This is a genomic window from Enterobacter sp. HK169, from assembly GCF_001719105.1.
Lineage (GTDB): Bacteria > Pseudomonadota > Gammaproteobacteria > Enterobacterales > Enterobacteriaceae > Enterobacter > Enterobacter asburiae_B.
Map to the genome: position 1 here is coordinate 4,076,591 of NZ_CP017087.1, position 23,706 is coordinate 4,100,296.

At 52.3% G+C, this 23,706-nt stretch carries 20 protein-coding genes; 13 read left to right on the forward strand and 7 right to left on the reverse strand.

Annotation, left to right across the window (positions count from 1 at the left end; all coding sequences use genetic code 11):
• Position 1 precedes the first annotated feature (1 nt).
• The 5 genes from EnteroDNA1_RS19345 (at position 2) to pheP (ending at position 6,895) form a co-directional block, all read left to right on the forward strand.
• Positions 2–1,576 carry an ABC transporter permease gene (locus EnteroDNA1_RS19345; RefSeq protein WP_069303768.1) on the forward strand — a complete coding sequence of 525 codons (1,575 nt, stop codon included), beginning with the start codon at positions 2–4 and terminating at the stop codon, positions 1,574–1,576.
• A gap of 1 nt (position 1,577) precedes the next feature.
• A complete protein-coding gene (locus tag EnteroDNA1_RS19350) occupies positions 1,578–2,609 on the forward strand; it encodes an ABC transporter ATP-binding protein (RefSeq protein WP_069303769.1) in 1,032 nt (343 codons plus the stop codon).
• 149 nt (positions 2,610–2,758) lie between these two features.
• Positions 2,759–3,034, forward strand: a complete 276-nt coding sequence (yahO, locus tag EnteroDNA1_RS19355) for a DUF1471 family periplasmic protein YahO (RefSeq protein ID WP_033144835.1) — start codon at positions 2,759–2,761, stop codon at positions 3,032–3,034.
• 185 nt (positions 3,035–3,219) lie between these two features.
• On the forward strand, positions 3,220–5,403 hold the full coding sequence (locus EnteroDNA1_RS19360) for a TonB-dependent receptor (RefSeq protein ID WP_069303770.1): 2,184 nt from the start codon (positions 3,220–3,222) through the stop codon (positions 5,401–5,403).
• 103 nt (positions 5,404–5,506) lie between these two features.
• Positions 5,507–6,895: a phenylalanine transporter gene (pheP, locus tag EnteroDNA1_RS19365; RefSeq protein WP_047061279.1), complete on the forward strand. Its 1,389-nt coding sequence runs from the start codon at positions 5,507–5,509 to the stop codon at positions 6,893–6,895.
• A gap of 104 nt (positions 6,896–6,999) precedes the next feature.
• Here pheP and EnteroDNA1_RS19370 read toward each other — a convergent pair whose 3' ends face one another.
• On the reverse strand, positions 7,000–8,244 hold the full coding sequence (locus EnteroDNA1_RS19370; RefSeq protein WP_048978906.1) for a mechanosensitive ion channel family protein: 1,245 nt from the start codon (positions 8,242–8,244) through the stop codon (positions 7,000–7,002).
• A 65-nt stretch (positions 8,245–8,309) separates the two neighbouring features.
• The gene (locus EnteroDNA1_RS19375; RefSeq protein ID WP_064673584.1) at positions 8,310–9,746 is read right to left on the reverse strand and encodes an MFS transporter; all 1,437 of its coding nucleotides are present in this window, start codon (positions 9,744–9,746) and stop codon (positions 8,310–8,312) included.
• A 107-nt stretch (positions 9,747–9,853) separates the two neighbouring features.
• Between EnteroDNA1_RS19375 and EnteroDNA1_RS19380 the strand changes: the two genes are divergently transcribed.
• Entirely contained in the window at positions 9,854–10,723 is an 870-nt protein-coding gene (locus EnteroDNA1_RS19380) for a helix-turn-helix transcriptional regulator (RefSeq protein WP_064673585.1), read from the forward strand.
• A 15-nt stretch (positions 10,724–10,738) separates the two neighbouring features.
• Here EnteroDNA1_RS19380 and EnteroDNA1_RS19385 read toward each other — a convergent pair whose 3' ends face one another.
• The 3 genes from EnteroDNA1_RS19385 to EnteroDNA1_RS19395 form a co-directional block, all read right to left on the reverse strand.
• Positions 10,739–11,347, reverse strand: coding sequence for a helix-turn-helix domain-containing protein (locus EnteroDNA1_RS19385; RefSeq protein WP_158002599.1), 609 nt, complete (start codon positions 11,345–11,347; stop codon positions 10,739–10,741).
• Between the two features lie 299 nt (positions 11,348–11,646).
• Complete coding sequence (locus EnteroDNA1_RS19390) at positions 11,647–12,204, reverse strand: fimbrial protein (protein WP_166670500.1); 558 nt, start codon at positions 12,202–12,204, stop codon at positions 11,647–11,649.
• A 12-nt stretch (positions 12,205–12,216) separates the two neighbouring features.
• Positions 12,217–12,891 carry a fimbrial biogenesis chaperone gene (locus tag EnteroDNA1_RS19395; RefSeq protein WP_231926981.1) on the reverse strand — a complete coding sequence of 225 codons (675 nt, stop codon included), beginning with the start codon at positions 12,889–12,891 and terminating at the stop codon, positions 12,217–12,219.
• A 288-nt stretch (positions 12,892–13,179) separates the two neighbouring features.
• Between EnteroDNA1_RS19395 and EnteroDNA1_RS19400 the strand changes: the two genes are divergently transcribed.
• From EnteroDNA1_RS19400 to EnteroDNA1_RS19425, 7 genes are read left to right on the forward strand one after another with little or no spacing between them, the layout of a single operon-like run.
• The gene (locus tag EnteroDNA1_RS19400; RefSeq protein WP_064673587.1) at positions 13,180–13,728 is read left to right on the forward strand and encodes a fimbrial protein; all 549 of its coding nucleotides are present in this window, start codon (positions 13,180–13,182) and stop codon (positions 13,726–13,728) included.
• Positions 13,691–14,338: a fimbrial protein gene (locus EnteroDNA1_RS19405; RefSeq protein ID WP_156779523.1), complete on the forward strand. Its 648-nt coding sequence runs from the start codon at positions 13,691–13,693 to the stop codon at positions 14,336–14,338. The genes EnteroDNA1_RS19400 and EnteroDNA1_RS19405 overlap by 38 nt, the downstream gene beginning before the upstream one ends.
• Positions 14,339–14,344: 6 nt before the next feature.
• Positions 14,345–15,076, forward strand: a complete 732-nt coding sequence (locus tag EnteroDNA1_RS19410) for a fimbria/pilus periplasmic chaperone (protein WP_231926982.1) — start codon at positions 14,345–14,347, stop codon at positions 15,074–15,076.
• Between the two features lie 22 nt (positions 15,077–15,098).
• Positions 15,099–17,735: a fimbrial biogenesis usher protein gene (locus EnteroDNA1_RS19415; RefSeq protein WP_073000845.1), complete on the forward strand. Its 2,637-nt coding sequence runs from the start codon at positions 15,099–15,101 to the stop codon at positions 17,733–17,735.
• A gap of 14 nt (positions 17,736–17,749) precedes the next feature.
• A complete protein-coding gene (locus EnteroDNA1_RS19420) occupies positions 17,750–18,289 on the forward strand; it encodes a fimbrial protein (RefSeq protein WP_064673589.1) in 540 nt (179 codons plus the stop codon).
• 9 nt (positions 18,290–18,298) lie between these two features.
• Positions 18,299–18,829, forward strand: coding sequence for a fimbrial protein (locus tag EnteroDNA1_RS22095; RefSeq protein WP_083239562.1), 531 nt, complete (start codon positions 18,299–18,301; stop codon positions 18,827–18,829).
• 38 nt (positions 18,830–18,867) lie between these two features.
• Positions 18,868–19,842 (forward strand): fimbrial protein, encoded by a 975-nt coding sequence (locus EnteroDNA1_RS19425; RefSeq protein WP_071891611.1) that lies wholly within the window; start codon positions 18,868–18,870, stop codon positions 19,840–19,842.
• Between the two features lie 339 nt (positions 19,843–20,181).
• Here EnteroDNA1_RS19425 and EnteroDNA1_RS19430 read toward each other — a convergent pair whose 3' ends face one another.
• Positions 20,182–21,897 (reverse strand): O-antigen ligase family protein, encoded by a 1,716-nt coding sequence (locus tag EnteroDNA1_RS19430; protein WP_166670499.1) that lies wholly within the window; start codon positions 21,895–21,897, stop codon positions 20,182–20,184.
• Positions 21,898–21,983: 86 nt separating this feature from the next.
• Positions 21,984–23,642, reverse strand: coding sequence for a ShlB/FhaC/HecB family hemolysin secretion/activation protein (locus EnteroDNA1_RS19435; RefSeq protein ID WP_064673591.1), 1,659 nt, complete (start codon positions 23,640–23,642; stop codon positions 21,984–21,986).
• Positions 23,643–23,706 lie beyond the last annotated feature (64 nt).

Below are 23,706 nucleotides of genomic sequence, written 5' to 3' on the forward strand. Positions count from 1 at the left end.
TATGTCTGGTCTGAGTCTCGACATCGGAAAAAACAGAGTGCAGGAGCCTGCCCGCAGGCGTCCTGCACTGCCGATGGTTGCGTTAGCTGTATTGTTTTCATTGATGGCGCTTCTGCCTTTGGGTTTTATCATTGCCATTGGCATTGAGACCGGCTGGGAAACCATTAAGGCGCTGGTGTTTCGCCCGCGTGTTGCTGAGTTGCTCAGCAACACGCTGTGGCTGACGGCTTTAGCGGTTCCGCTGTGTATCATGACGGGCGTGGCAATCGCCTGGCTCACGGAGCGCACGCAGCTTGCCGGGCGAGGGATCTGGTCCGCACTGGCGGTCGCCCCGCTGGCGATCCCCGCGTTTGTGCAAAGCTACGCCTGGGTGAGCGCTGTCCCGTCCATGCACGGGCTCTCCGCGGGCGTGTTCCTCTCGGTTCTTGCCTACTATCCGTTTATCTATATGCCGGTTGCGGCGGTGCTGCGTCGCCTTGACCCGACGCTGGAAGATGTCGCCGCTTCGCTGGGTACGCCGCCGTGGCGGGTCTTTTTCCGCGTGGTGCTTCCCCAGCTTAAGCTCGCTATCTGCGGCGGCGCGCTGCTGGTGGCGCTGCACCTGCTGGCGGAATATGGCCTGTACGTGATGATCCGCTTTGATACCTTCACCACGGCAATTTATGACCAGTTCCAGTCTACCTTCAGCGGCCCGGCGGCGAACATGCTGGCGGGCGTGCTGGCCTTATGCTGTCTGGCTATATTAATGCTGGAGGGCGTGACGCGCGGAAAAGCACGCTACGCGCGCATTGGCGCCGGGGCCGCGCGCGAGCAGAAACGCTGGCCGCTGAAGCCTGCTGCCGCCGCGCTGGGCCAGCTGTTTTTCATCGTGCTGATCGTGCTGGCGCTGGGCGTGCCGTTAATTGTCCTGTGTCGCTGGATTTGGCTCGGCGGCGTGCAAAACTGGATGAGTGCCGATCTCTGGCACTCCCTGCGCCAGACGCTGATGCTCGGCGTGGGCGGCGCGCTTCTGACGACGGCGTGCGTGATCCCCATCGCGTGGCTCGGTATCCGCTATCCGCACCGCATCTTCCGGATGCTGGAAGGGTGCATCTATATCACCAGCTCGCTGCCGGGCATCGTCACGGCGCTGGCGCTGGTCACCGTCACCATTCATTACGCTCGTCCCATTTACCAAACGGAAATTACCCTGTTCCTGGCCTACCTGCTGATGTTTATGCCCCGTGCGCTCATCAACCTGCGGGCGGGGATTGCGCAGGCGCCGGTCGAACTGGAGAACGTGGCGCGCAGCCTGGGCAGCACGCCCGCGAAGGCGCTCTGGAGCGTCACGATGCGGCTGGCCGCGCCGGGTGCGGCGGCGGGGGCCGCGCTGGTTTTCCTCGGCGTCAGCAACGAGTTGACCGCCACGCTGCTGCTCTCTCCGCTGGGCACGCGCACGCTCTCCACCGGATTCTGGGCGCTGACCAGTGAAATTGACTATGTTGCCGCCGCGCCTTACGCGATGCTGATGATCCTGATTTCACTCCCGCTGACCGCCATTCTCTATATGCAGTCGAAAAAAATTGCAGGGCTATGACATGCTTGAATTAACCGCCATTTCTAAATCGTTTTCTGATGTGCAGGTGCTCGACAGCTTAAACCTGAGCGTGGCGCCGGGGAGCAGGACGGCGATTGTCGGGCCGTCCGGGTCGGGGAAAACCACGCTGCTGCGTATTCTGGCCGGGTTCGAAACGCCTGACACCGGGCGCATTGTCATGCAGGGGAGAACGCTGTTCGATGAAAACAGTTTTGTTCCCGCCCACCTGCGCCGGATCGGTTTTGTGCCTCAGGAGGGGGCGCTGTTCCCGCACCTCAATGTGGCAGACAACATCGCCTGGGGGCTGGACGGCACTCGCCACGAGAAGCGCCAGCGCGTTGAGTCGCTGATGGAGATGGTTTCTCTGGACAGGCAGCTCGCAACGCACTGGCCCCACGAGATTTCCGGCGGACAGCAGCAGCGCGTGGCGCTTGCCCGTGCGCTGGCACAGCGTCCTTCACTGATGCTGCTGGATGAACCATTCTCGGCGCTGGATACCGGCCTTCGCGCCATGACACGTAAGGCAACGGCCGATCTGCTGGCCGAAGCGGGCGTGGCCTCGATTCTGGTCACCCACGATCAGAACGAAGCGTTGTCCTTTGCCACGCAGGTTGCCGTCATGCGCTCCGGACGCTTCACGCAGGTCGGTACGCCTTATGACGTCTACACCCGTCCGGTTGACGAAGAGACGGCGCTGTTTCTTGGCGATGCCGTGATCCTGCCTGCTCAGCTCGCTGCCGGGTATGCCGTGTGCGCGCTGGGTGAAGTGCCGACGGACAACGCGCAGGCGACAGGACAGGGCAGAGTAATGATGCGTCCTGAACAATTACGCGTGACGGCATGTGCAGCGCATGAAAGCCCGATCTCGATTCTCGACGTGGACTTCACCGGCCAGCTGTCGACGCTCACCCTGGGATTAGCCGGGCAGCAGCAGCCCGTAATTCTGAAGACCGTAAGCCAGCCAGGATGGAACCCGGGCACGGCGGTACGCGTTGATATTGCTGGCACCGCGCGGGTATTCGAATATTCTTAATATTCGTTAGTAATTTCATGCAACGGGTTGTTATAAAAGATTTTTCCCGAACGCATGGCAATTCCTGAGATTCTCTACCATGCTCATAAAACCTCACCACAATGCGTGAGGTTTTTCGTAGTTGCTGATTAATCTCAAGGAAAAAGGTTATGAAAAAGACGACTGCTATTTTGTTGGGAACTGCGTTACTGTTTACGACCAATGCTTTTGCTGCCCAGCTACTCACTAAAAGCGAGTTCAAGAAAGTTGCATCTCAATATAAAAAAATCGGTACGGTAAACACCTCGAATGAAGTATCGGTGGATGATGCGAAAAAAGAACTGATTGAGAAAGCCGATAAGCAAGGTGCGGATGTCCTGGTGCTCACTTCAGGGAACACCAACAATAAAATTCACGGTACGGCCAATATCTACAAGAAAAAATAATGTTATTGCAGCCATCCCCGAAACGGGGTGGCTGTTCCCCCTCTTTTCTCGCCAAATCTCCTTATGAACGCGGTTACGCTTGCTAACGCATGGATAATGCGTATAGTTCTCATTTGCATTGCATTCAATACATTCTAAGGCCCGACAACGGGTCATTTTTGCGCGCACTTTAAAATGAGTTAACGATGAACAACACCAAAATACACAAGACGCTGCTGGCGCTCGCCGTTGGCGCGGCGACACATTCCGCCTTTGCGGCGGACAATCAAAAAGAGGACACCCTCGTTGTCCAGGCTGCACCAGCCAGCGATTTCAAACCCGGCGGCGACCAATTGGTACCGGCCTTCCTTGACGGACAGGTGGCGAACGGCGGGCGCATGGGTATGCTGGGCCAGCAAAACGCCATGGACGTGCCGTTCAACATCATCAGCTACACCTCGAAGCTGGTGGAAGATCAGCAGGCGAAAACCATTGCCGATGTCGTCGCGAACGACGCGGGCGTGCAGTTCGTTCAGGGGTACGGCAACAGCGCGGAGACCTACCGCATCCGTGGCCTGAAGTTCGACGGCGACGACATGACCTTTGGCGGCCTGTCCGGCGTGCTGCCGCGCCAGGTGGTGGATACCCAGATGGTCGACCGCATCGAGATCTTTAAAGGGGCCAACTCGCTGATGAACGGCGCGGCAAGCTCCGGCGTGGGCGGGATGATTAACCTTGAGCCAAAACACGCGGGCGAACTCCCGCAGGCGAAAGTCGGCGTGGACTACACCTCGGATTCCCAGATTGGCACCACGCTGGATGCGGGCCGTCGCTACGGTGACAGCGACCAGTTCGGCGCGCGGGTGAACCTGGTTCATCGCGAAGGGGAAACCGGCATACCGAATGACCGCCGCCGCACCACGCTACTCTCTACCGGCCTGGATTACACCGGCGACCGCTTCCGCACCTCGCTGGATCTGGGCTATCAGAAGAAAACCTTCCACGGCAGCCCGACCAGCGTCAATATTTCCGCGGTGGATTTCGTTCCGGAGCCGCCGAAAAACGATCGCAACTTCTCGCAGAAGTGGGCCTACAGCAACATCGAAAACGAATTCGGGATGTGGCGCAGCGAGTACGACATCACCGACGGCTGGACCGCCTATACCGGTCTTGGCGCGCAGCACGCGCACGAGGAAGGCATCTACAGCGCGCCGAAGCTGGTGGATAAAAGCGGCAAGGCAACGGTCAGCCGTCTTGATACCAACCGCATAAGCGATTCCGTCAGCGGCATGGCGGGCGTTCGCGGTAATTTCAATACCGGCTTCGTCTCGCACAAGGTCAACGTTGGCTATTCGGCGATGACCAAAAATGAAAAAATCGCGTGGAAAATGTCGGCGACGAAAGATAACCCGACCACCAACATCTACCACAACACCGGCGTCGACATGCCGGATAGCACCAACTTCAACGGTTCCGGCGGAAAGTACAGCGATCCGCTGACCAGCGGGCGCACCCGTACCCAGGGCTGGCTGCTGAGCGATACGCTGGGCGTGCTGGACGACAAGCTGCTGTTCACCGCAGGTGCCCGCCATCAGAAAGTCGTCATTCGCGGGTATAACAAAGTCACCGGTGCGGAAAACGCGGCGGACGGCTTCGACGGCAGCCGCTGGATGCCCACCTACGGCGTGGTCTACAAGCCGTGGGAGGCGATTTCCCTTTATGCAAACCACACCGAAGCGCTGCAGCCGGGCAAAACCGCACCTAACACCGCCACCAACTACGGCCAGAGCACCGGTATCGTTCACTCTAAGCAGAACGAAGTGGGCGTGAAGGCGGACTTCGGCCGCGTGGGCGGATCGCTTGCGCTGTTCGAAATCAAAATGCCGTCGGCGATCCTCGACGACAGCGGCCACTACGGCCTGGACGCCGAGCAGCGTAACCGTGGCGTGGAGCTGAACGTCTTCGGCGAGCCAATGCTGGGGATGCGTCTGAACGCCAGCGCCACCTGGCTGCAGGCCGAACTGACCAAAACCAAAAATGGCGTGAATCAGGGCAACGATGCGATCGGGATCCCGAACTTTTACGCCGTGCTGGGCGCTGAGTACGACATCAAGCCGATTGACGGCCTGACCGCCACCGCCCGCGTGAACCACTCCGGCGCGCAGTACGCTGACCTGGCAAACACCAAAAAGCTGGACAGCTACACCACGCTGGATCTGGGGATGCGTTATCGCTTCGCGGTGAACCACAATGAAAACCAGATGACGGTTCGTGCGGGCATCGACAACGTGACCAATGAAAACTACTGGGCCAGCGTGGATGATTCCGGTACCTATATTACGCAGGGCGAACCGCGCACCTTTAAGGTTTCGGTTGGCTACGCGTTTTAAGCGTTCCATCTCGTTATCCGGGGCAGGGATGCCCCAATCCCTTGCTACCTCCAGCATGAAGTGTTAAAACGTGCCCCTTCTAAAAAAGAGACAGGGGTAGGACGTGAAAGACGCGTCATCCGCTTCAGGCCATGGTAGCGCTGAAGCCTCGTCGGATCAGAATCCGACGCTGCAACGTGGTTTGCAAAATCGACATATTCAGTTAATTGCCCTTGGCGGCGCGATCGGTACCGGGCTGTTTCTCGGCATCGGCCCCGCTATTCAGATGGCTGGCCCGGCGGTGCTGCTGGGTTACGGTATCGCCGGGATTATCGCCTTCCTGATCATGCGCCAGCTTGGTGAAATGGTCGTTGAAGAGCCGGTGTCAGGCTCCTTCGCGCACTTTGCTTATAAATACTGGGGTCCGTTTGCAGGCTTCCTGTCCGGCTGGAACTACTGGGTAATGTTCGTGCTGGTGGGGATGGCGGAGCTGACCGCCGCGGGCATTTACATGCAGTACTGGCTGCCGGATGTTCCGACGTGGATCTGGGCGGCGGCCTTCTTCATCATTATTAACGCCGTTAACCTCGTCAACGTGCGCCTGTATGGCGAAACCGAGTTCTGGTTTGCGCTGATCAAGGTGCTGGCGATTATCGGGATGATCGGCTTTGGCCTGTGGCTGCTGTTCTCCGGCCACGGCGGCGAGCGCGCCACGATCGACAACCTGTGGCAGCACGGCGGCTTCCTGGCGACCGGCTGGAAAGGGCTGATCCTCTCCCTGGCAGTGATCATGTTCTCCTTCGGTGGACTAGAGCTGATCGGCATTACCGCCGCGGAAGCGCGCGACCCGCATAAAAGCATTCCCAAAGCGGTCAACCAGGTGGTGTACCGGATTCTGCTGTTCTACATCGGCTCGCTGGTGGTGCTGCTGGCGCTCTATCCGTGGGTGGAAGTGAAGTCCGACAGCAGCCCGTTCGTGATGATTTTCCACGATCTGAACAGCAACGTGGTGGCCTCGGCGCTGAACTTCGTCATTCTGGTTGCATCTCTGTCGGTCTATAACAGCGGCGTTTACTCCAACAGCCGCATGCTGTTCGGCCTCTCCGTGCAGGGCAACGCGCCGAAGTTCCTCACCCGCGTCAGCCGTCGCGGTGTGCCGGTGAATTCCTTGTTACTTTCCGGCGCCATTACGTCGCTGGTGGTGCTGATTAACTATCTGCTGCCGAAAGAAGCCTTTGGCCTGCTGATGGCGCTGGTTGTTGCCACGCTGCTGCTGAACTGGATCATGATCTGCCTTGCGCACCTGCGCTTTCGCGCCGCGATGCGCCGCAAGGGACGCGAGACGCAGTTCAAAGCGCTGCTTTACCCGGCGGGGAACTACATCTGTATCGCTTTCCTCGGGCTGATTCTGGTGCTGATGTGCACTATGGATGAGATGCGTCTTTCGGCGATGCTGCTGCCGGTGTGGGTTATCTTCCTGTTTGTGGCGTTTAAGCTTTCCCGCAAAAAGTGATCCGCTTTTCTCCCTCTCCCTGTGGGAGAGGGCCGGGGTGAGGGCACCAGACTGCACCAGCTTTCACGCCCGGTGGCGCTTCGCTTACCGGGCCTACAAACGGATTATCTGGCGATAACGCCCGCCAGGGATCGAATATCGTTCCCGGTCGGGGACTGGTGAATACGCAGCCCAAATTCATCCACCACCGCGAATATATGGTCGAAGATGTCGGCCTGAATCTCCTCATATTCTGCCCAGACCACCGTGTTGGTGAAGGCATATATTTCAATCGGCAAACCATTCGCATCAGGCGCTAGCTGGCGCACCATCAGCGTCATATCTTTGCGAATACGCGGATGGTTGCGCAGATATTCATTCAGGTAGGCGCGGAAGGTCCCAATATTGGTCATCTTACGCAGATTTAATACTGACTCCCCTTCACCGTTCTTCTGATTCCACAGGCTAATTTCCTCATGTCGCGCGGCCAGATAGGGCTTCAGCAGCTTCGCCTGAATAAGTTTCTGCTGCTCCTGCTCGTCGAGAAAATGAATGCTGGTGGTATCAATATTCAGGCTGCGCTTAATGCGTCGCCCGCCGGAGGCGGACATGCCGCTCCAGTTGATAAAGGCGTCGGAGACCAGCGCCCACGTCGGAATGGTTGTAATCGTATTATCGAAGTTGCGTACTTTAACGGTGGTCAGACCGATGTCCGTTACCGTGCCGTTGGCACCGTATTTGGGCATCTCCAGCCAGTCGCCGAGCTTGAGCATGTCGTTGGCAGAAAGCTGAATCCCTGCCACAAGTCCGAGTATCGGGTCTTTAAACACCAGCATCAGCACGGCGGCCATGGCGCCCAGACCGCTGATCAGAATCGCCGGGGACTGGCCGATCAGCAGGGAGATAATCAATATCCCCACCAGGATGGCGCTCACCAGCTTGATGCCCTGGAAGATCCCCTTCAGCGGGAGCTGTGATGCGGTGGCCATTTTCTGCGACAGATTAAAAATCACGTCCAGCAGCGAGAAGAAGGAGAGCAGGGCATACACCATGACCCACAGCTTTGCGCAGGTAGTGAGAATTTCCGCCGCTTCGCTGCCTTTTTGCAGCCACAGTACCGCCTGGACATTGACGATTATCCCCTGAAGGGTAAAGGCCAGACGGTGAAATAATTTATTCTGGGTAATGATCTGCAGCCATAAATGGCTGCTGGCCTGCGCGCGTTTTTCGAACGCGCGAAGCACCACTTTGTGCAGAATAAAATGAACGATGATGGCGGTAAGAAAAATAATACCAAAGATAATCACTAAAGAGGTGGTGTGATTAATTTCAATGCCTAACTCTTCAACCTGAGCAATTAATTCCTGCATAACGTCTCCTGTATTGATGCAGCCCCATAATGGCGGCTGCGGATCTATTATGCAAATTCCCAGGCTTATTTGGTGGCCTGGCAGACCTTCACCACCGGCAGGCACAGGCTATGGCGGATGCGCAGCGTCGCCAGGGCAAGCACCACCATCATCGCCGTTTCCACCATCAGGAAGACGTTAACCGCATGGGTGTAATCCCCGTGATGGTTTTGCAGCGCGTGCAGCAAAATCGCGCCAAAAATGGCCGGGCCAAGCCCCAGCGCGGCCTGCTGCAGCGTGCTGAGAATGGCGCTCGCAGCCCCCGCGTCGTCAGGCTGAATATCGCGCATCCCGATGCGGTAGAAGCTGTTCACGATCAGCGCCTGCCCGTAGCCGACCAGCCCGGTCGCGGGTGCCAGCGTCAGGGCGGTATTCTCCATTCCCCAGACGCGGAACGTGGCGATCAGCGCCAGCAGGCCGGCAATCTGGATCGCCAGACCCGTCAGCAGAATGGTACTGGTGCTGTAGCGAGCAATCAGACGCGGCGCGAACCACGCCGAAATAAAGTAAGTTACGCCCAGCGCGATAAAACTGTTTCCGGACTGCCACGGTGCCATCCCCAGACCGGTTTGCATGGTCAGCGCCATACAGAACATAAACCCGGACCAGACGCTGAAAAAGAGCATCGCAATCAGAATGCCAAAGCGAACGCTGCGAAGCTGCAGCAGGCGCGGCGGGATCAGCGGATGGGCATTCTCACGCTCCTTTTTGCGCGCATTCAGCGCCGTCAGCCAACCCAGCGGAATAATGGCGAGAAGCATAACCTTCAGCGGCCACGACCAGTGCCACTGGGGGCCGAGCGCCATCGGGAACAGCAGGCAGCAAAGAATGATCGCCAGCAGCACGGTTCCGGTCCAGTCGATGCGTGACGGCGTCTCGCGACGGGTTTCGGGTACGAAATGGCGACTCAGCGCCAGCACCACCAGACAGATCGGCACGTTGATAAAGAAGGCGTTACGCCAGCCCAGCCCGGCGATATCCGCCGACACCAGCCAGCCGCCGCCCATCTGGCCGACGATAAACGCAATCCCACCGATGCCGCCAAACAGGCTGATGGCCTTAGCGTGCGCCGTACCTTTCAGCGTCACGTGCAGCGTGGCAAGAATTTGCGGCACGATCAGCGCGGCTCCCGCCCCCTGGACGATGCGCGCGGTCAGCAGCTGTTCAATGTTCCCCGCCATCCCGCACAGCAGCGAGGCCAGGCCAAAGCTCGCGACGCCCCACATGAACAGATGCCGACGGCCAAAGTTGTCCCCCAGCTTGCTGCCGAGCGCGAGGCAGACGGCGAAGGCCACGCCGTAGAGGGCGACAATCAGCTCCAGCTCGGTGGCGGTGGCGTTCAGCGAATGGGTGATGGCGTCCAGCGCGACGTTGGTGATTGAGGTATCAATCATCGGCAGCATCTGGCCGGTTAGCAGCAATATCAGGCCAGCGCGGCCCGGTGAAACAACTGACGTATTCATGGTAACTCCATTGCGTCATTCAACAGATGGTCGTAGCATCAACCATCTGATAAACGGGTACCAGTTCTTGCTTATACTGGTACTGGCACTACCATGCAGGGGGATTTATGGCCTTGATGTCTGAACCCGTCGTCTCACTTCAGGATGACACCCGAAAACAGCTGGGGGCATTTTTACGCGCGCGACGCGAAAGCCTCGATCCGCAGCGTCTCGGCCTGCCGCGCAGCGGTCGTCGCCGCACGCCGGGTCTGCGCCGGGAAGAGGTAGCGATGCTCGCGGACGTGGGCGTGACCTGGTATACCTGGCTTGAGCAGGGCAGGGACGTCAATCCGTCCAGCGCGGTGATGGCGGCTGTGGCAAAAGCGCTGCAATGCACTCCGACCGAGGCCCGACACCTGTTCGTGTTAGCCGGGCTGCCGCCGGGTGAAGCCCCGCAGGCGGTCTGCTGCGAGGGTATCAGCGAGGGCACGCGCCGCCTGCTGGATACGCTGATGCCTAAACCCGCCAGCATTCAGAAACCGAATTTCGACATCGTGGCGTGGAACGACAGCTTCGGGCACCTTATGGGCGTCGATTTCAATGAAATTCCGCCGGAAGACCGTAACTGTATTTACCTGTTCCTCACCCATCCGGCGTGGCGCGCGCGTCTCGGCAGACGTGACGATGTGCTGCCCATATTTGTCTCCTATTTCCGGGCGGCGATGGCCGAGCACCGGGGCGATCCGCTGTGGGAGGCCAAACTGGCGCGCTTCTTTGCGGTGTCGGAAGAGTTTAAAACCCTGTGGCACCAGCGCAACGACGTGCGCGGCGTGGAGAACCAGCTCAAGCTGTTTACCCATCCCGAGCTGGGGGATTTTACGCTGCAGCAGATGTACTGGTACTCCGCGCCGCGAAACGGATCGCGGCTGCTGGTGTATTTACCGGTGGATGAGGCGGGAGAAAGGGCAATGGCATGGTTGGCGGAGCAGAACAAATAAACCTGGTTTACCGGGTCAGTAGTTATCCGGAAGCCTGTTTATTGCCATTAAGAGCCCACGTTCAATTTTAATATAGTTGCCTGTTTTCAAATCGCTCAGGATCTTCATAATTCGACTGCGCGAAAGATGAGTCTTTTCCTGTATGTAGTCACAGGCATTAACAGACAGACGAAGGTCTTCCTTCTCTGTCATCAGTGACACAAGATTAAGGCGAATTAACTCATAAGTAGACAACCCAACCGAAGTTTCATGAGCTTCCAGTAATCGTTTAATGGCGTACATATACGAATAGGCGGCCTCCTGCCAAAGATTGCGATTGTTAATAATTGCAAATGTAGATTTTAGCGGTTTGATTTCATATCTAATTTCACCGCAGGCCTGCATATAAAATCCCGCATTGGTATCAATAAGATTATTCATACCAACGATCATCGGGGCTTCGATAAACTTCAGCAGAAGCCGGTCTCTCGTGCGGTAGACGGCGACGATGCCGGAATGGAGTATGAATGTCATTGGTTTTTCATGCTGATCCAATGAAATGATTTGCCGTTGGTGTCCTACCCTGACGCGCTCCGGTTCAGAGAGTTCATGTATAAGTTTTATAATATAATTTTCAGGTTTCATAGCGTACAACATACCCTGAGAAATATCACTACGAGTATTTCAGAGGTTGATAAAAGTAGTGGAAGTGAGAACAAGGTTATAAATGACACCATGGGCACACGCAATATATAACATGTTATCTTATAGAGGCTGAGAGGATGAAGGATGTTTAACGTACAGGCGATGAGGAAACCGCGTTGAATGCAGCCAGCAAAGACGCAAAGCGAGAGAAAATCATGATATCCCTTTCAGCACCCTACAATGAAAAAAAGACCGGAAACGACCATCCTTGAGCCGCATCCGAGAGAAAAACCCGTTTGTTAGTTATACGTGAATGACATCGTGATAACGGAGCTGATTTTTCCCGGTGTCGCGCCACCGTCTTTACTGAAAGCGCGAGTATGCATCTTAAAGGTGGGTGTCGTGCCTGCGGAGGCAATATCAATAGTCGCCGTTTTGCCATTGCCGTAAGCTTCATTAGCCAAACCTTCAAGCTGAACAGCGATATTTTTAGCCGCTTTGTCTTCTCCCGCATCTACCGCCGTGTTGCTGTACAGCGTGTTAGGATCGCCAGCATCGGCTGTGCCATGGAATGTTGCGGTTATCGTTGACGTACCCGCCGGACAGCTTTTGAAAACGACGTTAATTGGTACCCATGCAGAACTGCTTCCTGCTGCGTTCAGATCGGCGCTTTGCAACTGGTCGCCTAGAGAAATATTTAACGACTCACTTCCCGTATCGATTACGCAAGGTGAGGCGACAATATTGCCCGTTACGGTAATTTGTACTGGGTCTGCGGCAAACGCGGAGTGAGCCGAGCCGACAGTAAGAAAAATACAGGCTGTTGATGATAAAAAGAATTTTTTTACATTGAACATAGTAATGGCCATTTAAGCAGATTTTGAGTGCATCTTGCCCACAGCGCCGAAGTCGCTAATGACGCTGAATTGAATATTTCCGGAATTAACTCCCGCAGGGAGCGTAAACGATGTTGTTTTGCCCGGTGATGCATAGGAGACATTCGTAAGTTTTTTTCCGGCAACACTTATTTCATTGAAATTAATGTAGCAGGGCGTCGGATTGTTGATATTCAGTTGGTTGCCGGAAATATGCCAGCTGAGTTTGTCGCTTTCTTTCTCTACGTCCAGGTTTTTCAGCGAGTCCGGGCGATAAATCAGTTTAATGCTGGTTGATACCGCAATTTGTAGCGTATTTTTTTCACGTGGCGCTGAAGGGATCGCCTTAACACGTAGCCAGAACATGGACTCTTTATCTTGTGGAAGATTGCCTGACTGGATAACGCGCATTAGGTTTTCTTTCCCTCCATCAAGGCGATAAAGCGGAGGGGTGATGATGAAGGGCGGTTTTTGCTGACTACTATCAAGATTATCGATAACCGTCTGAATAAGATAAGGACTACTGTCTGGATTACGAACGCTGAGTGACACTTCTTTTTTTGCACCTGCATAGACGAGGCGTGTTCCGCCAATATTGACCGTTGCGTGAGCCATCTGGCAGGTGGCGGCGACAGTGCAGCCAAGCAGTAAAATAGTAATAATTTTCACGGTAAAACTCCGAGAGATAATATATGTCTCCTTAATGGAAAAGTCAGTTCTCCATGCTGATGCTGTAATTCTAAGTGCCGCTAAGGGTATTGTCCTTCTAAACAATATCCTATTTAGGATCCAAGAAAGGATCATGTTTCACTTTGACTAAAAAGTTAATATTGTAAAAATACCCTTGTAAATAAAATATTGTTACAACATGCTGAGTGTTTTTTTTTCGCTGAAAAATAATGTTTTATTTGTGAGAACAGGATTTTTCTTTTTTATTATAGGTATCTGGAGTTTTAAATGAAGAAGCATATGTTAGCTGTAGTTATGGCATCTATTATGGCAAGCGCTACCTGTGCACAGGCGGCAAGTACTACGACCGTTAACGGTGGTAATATTAAGTTTATGGGTTCTGTGGTAGACGCACCGTGCGCTGTTGCCCTGGAATCTGAAGACCAGGTTGTCCATATTGATCAAATTACGTTGAAAAGCCTCGGCGCTAAAGATGCCGTTTCTGGCCAGTCTAAGCCGTTCTACGTGACCCTGACTAACTGCGATGTCAGCACCTATACCAATGCGGCTATCACCTTCAGCGGCCAGTCTGACGCTGCTTCCGCAGGTGCGCTGGCTAACACCGCAGGTTCCGGTGCAGCAACTGGCGTGGCTTTGCGCCTGTTCGGGCCAGATGGTAAGCAGATGGACGTTAACTCTGGTACCGCATCTGACACCATTCCGCTGTCAAAAGGCGACAACACCATTCCTATGAGTGTTGATTATCTGACAACTGGCGATAAACCAACTGCGGGTGCTGTTGAAGCTGTTGCAACATTCCAGATCATCTATTCCTGATTGCTTTATTTATCCCCTCTGGAATGCCGGGGGGATATTTCGGGCGCTTCATCATTATTTTTTTATTGAGATAAACATGTTTCGTCTGATAGCACTGATAATTTTCGTTCAACTGCTATTGATTCAGCCAGGTATTAGTAGCGATATATCAACCGTGGGAAAAGTGCATTTCTATGGTGCTGTGGTTAATAGCTCATGTTCAATTGATACGCAGAGTTTTGACCAGAGTGTCATGATGGGTCAAGTCCGCACCGGTTCATTCTTAGGGCCAGGAAGTTGGGCTGAACCGGTCACCTTCTGGATTAAGCTTGAAAATTGTGCCACTTCAACCAGCGAGTCGGCAAGCGTCACCTTCAACGGACTGGCTGATCTTAAGGATCCACAGGTCTTTCAGGCAGGTTTTGGCTCTGGTGCTGCAAAGGGCGTCGGAATTGGTATTTTTGATATGAGAGGCAACCAGGTGATCCCTGATAGCCAACCTCTCGCAAAAATGCCGCTGATTGCCGGAGAGAACACATTACTGTTTACCGCCCGATATCGCTCTGTATCGATGCCCGTTACGGCGGGGGATGCCAGTGCGACCGTCACTTTCTCGGTGATTTATCAGTAAGTAAAAATGGATAAGTACTCACCAGGATGCTTTTTATTTTTTTGGATTTTTAAAATGAAAACCTTTATTTCAACGTTGCTCTTATTAATGATCTGCCTGGGAAATAGTCATTTAGTTTATGCAGAAGGGATCGCGCTGGGGGCCACCCGAATCATTTATCCGCTGGGTGAAAAACAAACCAGCATCAATGTTGTTAACACCAATAAGAAAGAGACGTTTTTGGTGCAATCTTGGGTGTCCGATCTTCAGGGTAATAAATCCACACAGTTTACCGTGACGCCGCCATTGTTTGTGATGAAGCCTGAAAAAGCGAACGTTCTGCGCATCATGTACGTAGGCCCAAAACTTCCGGAAGATCGCGAGTCAGTATTTTACTTCAATAACAAAGCAATACCTTCACTCGATAAAAAACAACTCCAGGGTAATACCTTACAGATCGCTACGCAAAGTGTGATCAAATTATTTGTTCGCCCTGCGCATTTAAAAATGAAATCAATGGATGCACCTGCAACGCTGCGTTGCCAGCGTAGTGGAAAAAGCATCACCATTACAAACCCTTCTCCCTATTTTGTTTCGCTGGTGAAATTCAGCGTTGGAGGGAAAGCATTGCCGAACAACATGGTTCCCCCAATGGGTAACCTTCAGGTAACGGCGCCGGATAATGCCCAGGGCAGTATTTCTTTCCAGACCATGAATGACTATGGCGCAGTAACCCCAGCACTAACATGCAATGCGTAATGCAGACAGGTCATAAGTTGTTATGAAACTTCGAAAACAAGCTCGAATGATTAATGCAGTCCGCTGGCGGTTATCTCCATTAGCGTTAGTTATTGGAACGGGTTTATTTTCCAGTGTTTTGCATGCAGAGAACTATTTTAATCCGGCTTTTTTAGCGGATGGCAAAAATCAGGTTGCCGATCTATCCCGCTTTGAAAACGACGGCAGCCAGGCCCCTGGGGTATATCGCGTAGACATTTATCTCAATAATGATTTTATCACCAGTCATGATGTCGAGTTTCAGGCCCGGCAAACGCAGAATTCCAGCGCCCCGTCATCCTCCGATGATACAGGTTTAACCGCCTGTTTATCCGGAAAAGTATTGGATGGTCTGGGTATCGATCTAAGTATTCCGCAAGACCGAAAACAGTCTGTAGACGGGCAGTGTATCGACATCGCGACTTTGATTGAGGGGGCTAAAGCCAGTTTTGATTTTAGCAAGCAGCGCCTGGATCTCAGTGTGCCACAGGTTGCGCTTAAAAATAGCGCACGGGGCTACATTCCTCCGGAAAAATGGGATCAGGGGATCAACGCCCTGCTTCTGAACTACAACCTGAATGGCTCGAGACGAAAAGACAGCAGCGGCGAAGGTAGCAGCAATTTTCTGGGGCTAAACGGCGGTGTTAACCTGGGAGCATGGCGTTATCGTGACTATTCTACATTTAACCGTAGCACCAGTAGTAATGGAGAGACAACCAGCCAGTGGCAACACATTAGTGGTTTTCTGGAACGCACGATCATCTCGCTGAAAAGTGAACTGACGGTGGGGGACAGTTATACCAGTGGTGACGTGTTTGACAGCGTTAGCTTCCGTGGTGTTCAGCTGGCCTCAGACGACAATATGTTGCCGGACAGCCTGAAAGGCTTCGCCCCAACGGTGCGCGGTATTGCAAAAAGCAACGCTCAGGTGACGATCAAACAAAACGGATACGTTATTTATCAGACTTACGTAGCGCCTGGCGCCTTTGCAATAGACGATCTCTTTCCGACATCCTCAAGCGGGGATTTGACGGTAGAAGTAAAAGAGCAGGATGGTGCTATTACCTCCTATTCTGTCCCTTATTCCGCCGTCCCGTTACTACAGCGCGAAGGTCGTCTGAAATATTCTGCCACGGCCGCGAAGTACCGCACCAGCAACGAACAGCAAGATCAAGTCTCTTTCGCACAAGGAACATTAAGCTGTGGCTTGCCGCATGGTTTTACGCTGTATGGCGGCGCACAGCTGTCTGACAATTACAAGGCAATGGCGATCGGGACGGGGGTCAATATGGGCCACTGGGGCGCGCTGTCTGCGGATGTCACTCACGCCCAAAGTACGCTTATTGATGAGACCGAGCATAGCGGTCAGTCATTGCGTTTGCTTTATGCAAAATCGTTAAACGAAATAGGAACTAACTTCCAGTTATTAGGCTATCGCTATTCAACGTCAGGCTATTACACCTTTACGGATACTACGTACAAGCACATGGATGGCTATAACAGCAATCCGCTGAACGAGGATGATGATGATAACAACGATGTGCCGCACTGGTTCGACTACTACAACCTCTATTACACCAAGCGCGGAAAGTTGCAGGTCAATATTTCTCAACAACTGGGTGGTTTTGGCTCCATTTATCTCAGCGGAAGCCAGCAGAGTTACTGGCATAGCGATGGTAAGGATACGCTGGTGCAATTTGGTTATAACACCACCTGGAAGGATATTAATATCGGTGTGAGTTATAACTACAGCCAGATGTCCGGCCAACCCGTAGCCGACAAAATGATTGCATTCAACCTGTCATTACCGATCGGTAAATGGCTTTCTCCACAGGGTGCCACGTCGCCAAATAATACGTTTGCGACATACAGCTTGAACCAGGATAACGACGGTAGCGTCACCCAGAATGCCGGGATCAGCGGTACCCTGCTGGAAGGCAATAACCTGAGCTACAGCGTTCAGCAGGGCTACGGTAATCAGGGTACAGGTAATAGCGGTAATGCCAGCCTTGCTTATCAGGGCGGGTACGGGAACGCCAACGTGGGTTACAACTATACCGATAACGGCGATTCTCAGCAGGTGACCTATGGCGTTGCCGGGGGCATCGTGGCGCATCGACACGGCATTACCCTGAGTCAGCCGTTGGGTGAGACGAACGTCCTGATTGAAGCGCCGGGTGCGGATAACGTTAAAGTTGAAAACTCCACTGGCGTGAAAACCGACTGGCGTGGTTTCGCTGTTGTTCCTTTCGCGAATACCTATCGTAAAAACCGGATAGGCCTGGACACCACGACTTTAGGTGACAGCGTTGATCTTGATAACGCTGTGGTAGACGTTGTGCCTACGCGCGGCGCGCTGGTTAGGGCAACATTTAAAGCGCATGTCGGTATCCGGGCGTTATTAACACTAATGAACAATAACAAACCGGTTCCGTTTGGGGCGACAGTGACACGTAATGATGATGGCGCGGGCAGTATTGTCGGAGATGACGGGCAGGTCTATTTATCCGGGTTGGCTCCGAAAGGTGAGTTGCAGGTTCAGTGGGGGGAAGGGGCCGAGCAAACGTGCCGGGTGAAATATCAGTTCCCTGCTTATGCAGAGAATTCCGCCATTACTCAGATGAACGAGCTTTGTCATTAAAGAGGATGCAAACGATGAAACTATATTTGAAATATCTTAACGTCGTGACGCTGACGCTTTTGGGTAATCTTTTTTTTGTTCCACTTGCATTGACAGCCGATTCGACGCTATCGATTGCGGGTAGTATTACTGCCAGTGGTTGTACTGTTCGATCTCCGGATCAATCTATAATGATCGGTGCATTTTCTGGGAAAGATTTTCCTACGGTAGGAAGCACCTCTTCATTCAAAGCGATGAATATTGATTTAGAAAATTGCTATCCAAAATTAAAGAATGTCCAGGTGAGTTTTTCAGGTAAAACGGACAGTGATAATCCTACACTATTGGCAATAACCGATACTGGGAAGGGCAAACTGTTAGCAACGGGATTAGGAATAGAGTTACTGGATAACAGTTTTAAAATATTGCCTTTTGATAGTGTGAAACCTTTAATCTATGAACTGGATGGGGAAACAAATACGCTGTCATTTTTAATGAGATACAAGTCTACTAAAGCCGTGGTAACTCCTGGAGAAGCCTCTGCTGTTATGTATTTTGATTTGACTTATCAGTGAGTGTTAATCATGTTAAACCTGAAGGTTTTTTATCTATTTGCATTTTTGTTTTGTGGGGTATGTTTTTGCAATGCAAATGCACATGATGGTGTAGTGAGTATATCAGGCACAATTGAGGATAACACCTGTGAAATTTCCAGCGAATCACAAGATAAATTTGTTTACATGGGAGCTGTACCTGTCAAAGAATTCACGATTGCAGGTACGCGATCTAATGCAATTCCTTTTATCATCAATCTTAAAAATTGTGGCCCTGCAGCGAGTGAGGTAAGTATAACTTTTTCTGGAGAGGTAAATTCTCTTAATGCTGATTATTTTTCGGTTGATTCAGAAACAGAATCATCAAAAGGAATCGCTTTAGGTATTTATGATGATAAAGATGTTTTAATACCGCCAAATAAAAAAAGCAATGGATATCTAATTCATCCGGAGCAAGATTCTATTGATTTAAATTTCTCGGCTCGTTATATATCTGTTTCCAATGTTGTTTCTGGAGGTAGTGCCAATGTTATTGCAACCTTTGTTTTGAACTATTCTTAACGCAATACCTCACTATGTGTAAATTTAATTGGTGTGTTATGAGTATATATCTAAAATCTCTGGCGTTACTTTTAATCATGATGTCAACATATTCATATGGTTGTAGCGCATACGTAGCTAGTAGTCCGAATGAAACCATAAAATTTAACCCTACGATTACAGTTCAACGTGATACTCCCGTTGGAAGTGTAATTACTTCTGCGAAAGGAACATTGACGGGCGATCCACATTACTTTTTAAGTAATGGTTGTAGTGTGTATGTGGTAATGCTCTATAATGGTGCACAAGCTTCTGGAGTTGATAACGTTTATAAAACAAATGTTCCAGGGGTAGGTATTCGTATAAGATTAAATAGTTGGAATCATGGCGGAGCTTACGCAGCACCATCCCCAGGCGGTTTCGTGTTCACTGCCTCTGAACCCGGGGGATTTGGTTTTTCTGAAGCCAACGCTGAATTAATTAAAACTGAAAATATAACATCTGGTGTATTGCTGACCGGAGAGGCAGTTAAATATGAAGCTGCTGATAATGAAAATACTGATGCAAACTCTCATGTAACATGGAGCATTGTTTCATCATCTGCTATTAACCAAGTTGCATGCTCTATTGTCTCCGGAGAATCACTTGCATTTCCAATAGGTGATGTTATGGCTGGACAATTTATTGCTCCAGGCACTGTTTCAAAGGAAGCAAGGACTGTAAATCTTGGGCTTGATTGTGATGCTGGAGCTAATGTTAACATTACTTTAAACGGCGTACAGTCCAATGAAACAAGTGATAGTAGTGTATTGAGTCTCACAACGGATGGTGGACAAGAGGGTATTGCCGAAGGTGTTGGAGTTCAACTTCTATACAATAACGAGCCATTAAAATTAAATAGTAGAATTGTGCTCAAGCAATCCCAGGGAGGACAAGAAAGCTTCCCTATCACCGCGCGTTATATTCAGACTAAAGATAAGGTTAAACCGGGCATTGCAAATGCTACTGCGGTACTTAACCTGACGTACCAGTAATGTTGAGCCGGGCAGGAAGCCCGGTCTCGCTCTTTCACTCACGCTTCTCCTCATTTATCTGAACATCAGTTATAATATTCCTCAACGGGCATCGTTTATTTATTGCTTAGTCAGTACTTCCAACACCCTTTTCTCATTGATCTCAATCTCCAGCGGCGTGTCGATTTGCAGCCTACGATCAGGAGCCCCTTGGTTTTTATTTATTAACATGCAAACTGCATAGCATCTTGATTTTCCTTGGCAATTTTTCACAGGATGGATTACGGAAAATTCTGTTTAAGTCTTTTCTTTCCGTATAAAAAACAAGGTGACAAGCGCGGCTGAATATATTTTTACCCTCTATGGTTTAAAGCGATCGTCCCACGGCATTAACCGATGCGCCTGTTTTTTTAATTTATCTGCCTCAATCTTACGATCTAAAAATAATAAGATATTAACCTCATCGTTCCAGGCATCTTCTTCCATATGCCATCTAATCCACTCGCCATTTTCTGTGGCATATCTTTCCAGTTCATCAATATCGCCCGCCTGGTTGAAATGCCACAAATGGAGTTGGCTAAGGTCACGCTGATAGCGCATCTGCATGAGTCCCGGCACGTGTAAACCGGTAATGCTCTCAGGGAAAGCAAGTCTGCCCGTCTCAAAATTTCCCAGCACAATGCTGGCAAAAAAAAGCTGTGCAGAAAGCACTAAGCCATACAGTGCGATGAACACCAGCGGCCAACGTAACCGCGAACTGCGAACCTGAAGTGTGCGGAGTTCTCCGTCTGCCGAGGCCATTAAAATCAGAATGGCAAAATAGTGCGCCACGGAATAATAGAGTGGAAACTCCACCTGAGTGTGCAGCAGAATCGGCAAGGTGGTGAGCAGTGCCGCCCATTGCCACAGGCTTTTTCGCCTCAGGAAAAGAATTATCCAGCCCCACAGGAGACACAGCCCGCCCGCCAGCGCCATCACGCCGCCCTCCGCCCAGATATACAGCGTCTCATTGTGCGGGTGTTGCATCATTTCGCGGCTCGGGTTGTCACCGGGTAATGCGGCCATAAAGTGCTGAAATGCTGATTCGAACATCCCCAGCCCCCAGCCCTGCCAGGGGTGGACGCCGATCATGCGCAGCGTGTACGCCAGGGTCAGCCAGCGCTGTTGGTTAGAGCCTTCATGCAGGAGCGATGCCACAACCGACTGCTGAAGTATCGCCGTGCCGAGCAGACCGCCGAGCACCGGCTGCAGGATTATCAGCGTGCGCCGCCAGCGTGTAGTGCGGTGTCGAAAACGTGCCTGTGCGAACAGCACCGATGCGCAGACTATCGACGTTAACCCGCCAATCCAGCCAATACGGGAATGGAAGAGCACCAGCGTCGCCGTTATCACGATAATGGCGACGCTGATAGCCACGAACCGCACACGCTCGGCTTGCGGCAGATAAAGCGCGCGCCGCGTATCGGCAAGAAGATAGAGCAGGGCGGCAAGCCCGGTCGCGAGAAACGAGGCGGTCACGTTGAGCTGTTGAAAGACGCCGGGCGCGTACCCGTCATATATTTCCGCCAGCGAATTGAGGGGAAAAGGCAAATATTGCGGACAGTAAAACCCGGCCAGAGAGAGGGTGCACTCAATAACAGCTGCGGCGGTCAACAGGTAAAAGAGGGCAACGGTTTCATTTTCGCGAATGGGTTGCTGCAGAAGCGTGATATAAACCAACGCTCCGCCCCAGATGCCGACAAGCCTCGGTAGAGCGATGGGTAAGGCCTCGTGCGGTGACCAGAAAGCCGGAACGGTAAACAGCATCGCGCTAGCCAGCATCAGCAAACCGGTAGGGGTGAAGCGCACCGTTTTTTCCCGCTGTAATAGCCAAACCATCAAACCCAGCAGTGAGATAATGCCCCAGCTCAGCAGGTTCATCGGCAGGTTCATGCCGTAATCTCCGTTGTTAGGCCAGGGGATATGTAGTAGCACCAGCCAGTAAAGGCTGAAAGTGGACAGTATCAGCACGCGTATCGTGCGGGCTTTTAGCAATATATTTGCCAGCGTAATCAAGGAGGATGTCAGCGTGTTCATTAGAGCCTGAAGAGGGTAAATCATGATTGTATTTACCCCCTCCGACAGGGGCTAACGCTCCTGCGTCCATTCTTAGACTTTCAGTGTCAGTACTGCCATTGCACCGAAAATCCAAGCGTGACGGGACTGGTATGCATCTCATCCGGTTTTGCCAGTGGCACACCCGCAAAAAGGTCATAACCCAGGTGGCCTTTTACCCCACGTATGCCTGCGACCGCACCGGCAATGTGCTCCCCGCTCCAGTAATCATTTTCTGAGCCGCTGACTTCGCCATAGTCTGCGCCAATATACGGCTGCATTCCCCATACCGGCAGATTTAGATTGATATCATTACGCAGATACCAGCCTTTGTCGGCATACAACGAGGACTCTCCGTCAAAGCCGCGCACCGTCCAGCGGTTGCCGATGGTGAACTTATCGGGCTGGGTCAGCCTGTCCGGAGTGGTCTGTTGCTTGAAATGCGGTTCATAGCTGAGGGCGAACTTGCCCAGTTTGAACGGGAAAGTACCGTCTGCACTCAGCGTAATAATGCGCGCCTGCGCGTCGGCACTGCCCACCATCTCTTCAGCATCGGGTTCTTCACCAAACCACGGTGCGGCATGTTGATAACCGAGGCTTGCCGTAAGCTGACCGAAGGGAAGATAGGCTAAATGTTCCAGGCTAAGCTGCCAGCTGCTGGTGTCCCGGTGCTGAACCTCCACCTCCACGTCGTTAAGATCGTAGCGGGAATCCCGCTTGATCCCTTTAAAGCCCAGCGTGGTTTTCTGGCTCGCGCTGCGGTAAACCACGCGCTTAAGCGCGGCGGTCATTAACTTTTCATCGCTACTGTACCGGTAGTTAAAATCACCGCTATGGAGAGTCTGCGTCGTTCTGTACTGGCTGGCATAAAGTTCCAGCGCCCAGTATCCCCAGGGAACGGAGTAAAACGCCGAGGTATTATCGTTACGCTTGCCGTTTTCATTCTTGAAACCACCGCCATACGCGGCATAAAACATATCGTTGAGCGAGGTGGGGTTATCCAGATACAGCGCCAGGCCCCCCTGATACCGTCCGGTGTATTTACTACCGGAATCATCAAACCAGCTGCCCAGTCGCCAGGCTTTACGCTGGTCGCGCTTGATCTCAACGCGGGTATCGCCAGGATTTTCCCCCGGCACCAGACGAATACTGGCCTGCGAACCGGGAATACGCTGCAGGTTTTCCAGCCCCTGTTCCAGACCGCGTAAATCGAGGAGATCGTCCGGCCCTTGTGGGACGTTATTCCAGCGATGAACGGGGAGGCCGCTTTCATCCTGAATAATGACATCACTGACGCGTCCAGGCAGAATTCGCAGGGTTAACGTTCCCTTGTGCAAATTTTGCTCCGGTATTAATACGCGGGTAGTAATAAATCCGTGGGATATTAATCGATTCTGCACGGCCGTATGTATGGCTTTAATTCCCTTCACGCCGATACAGTTATTCTCAGCCTGACGAATGATATCGCGAAAAGTGAGCCAGTGAGGAAGCGACTGCGTATTGTCGATGTTCAGATGCTGAATGTCGTAGCACACTGTCTCATGTGGCAGAGCAAGCGCATCAGTTGCGAGCATGCCTTCTGATGAAAGGACTGACTTCCCAGGCGGTGCAAGCTGTTCGTGCCTCGCCTGATCCTGCTGCTGAGTGGTGGCCGGTTCAGCATGTACAGTGTCGGGAAGTGACGCGAGCAGTGATAGCAGAACGAGGCCAGATCGATAATTAGTCATGTAAATAACTTTATGGACCGCGAAGGATCCTGAATATAGCGAAAAAATAGATAGCCCCATTCCA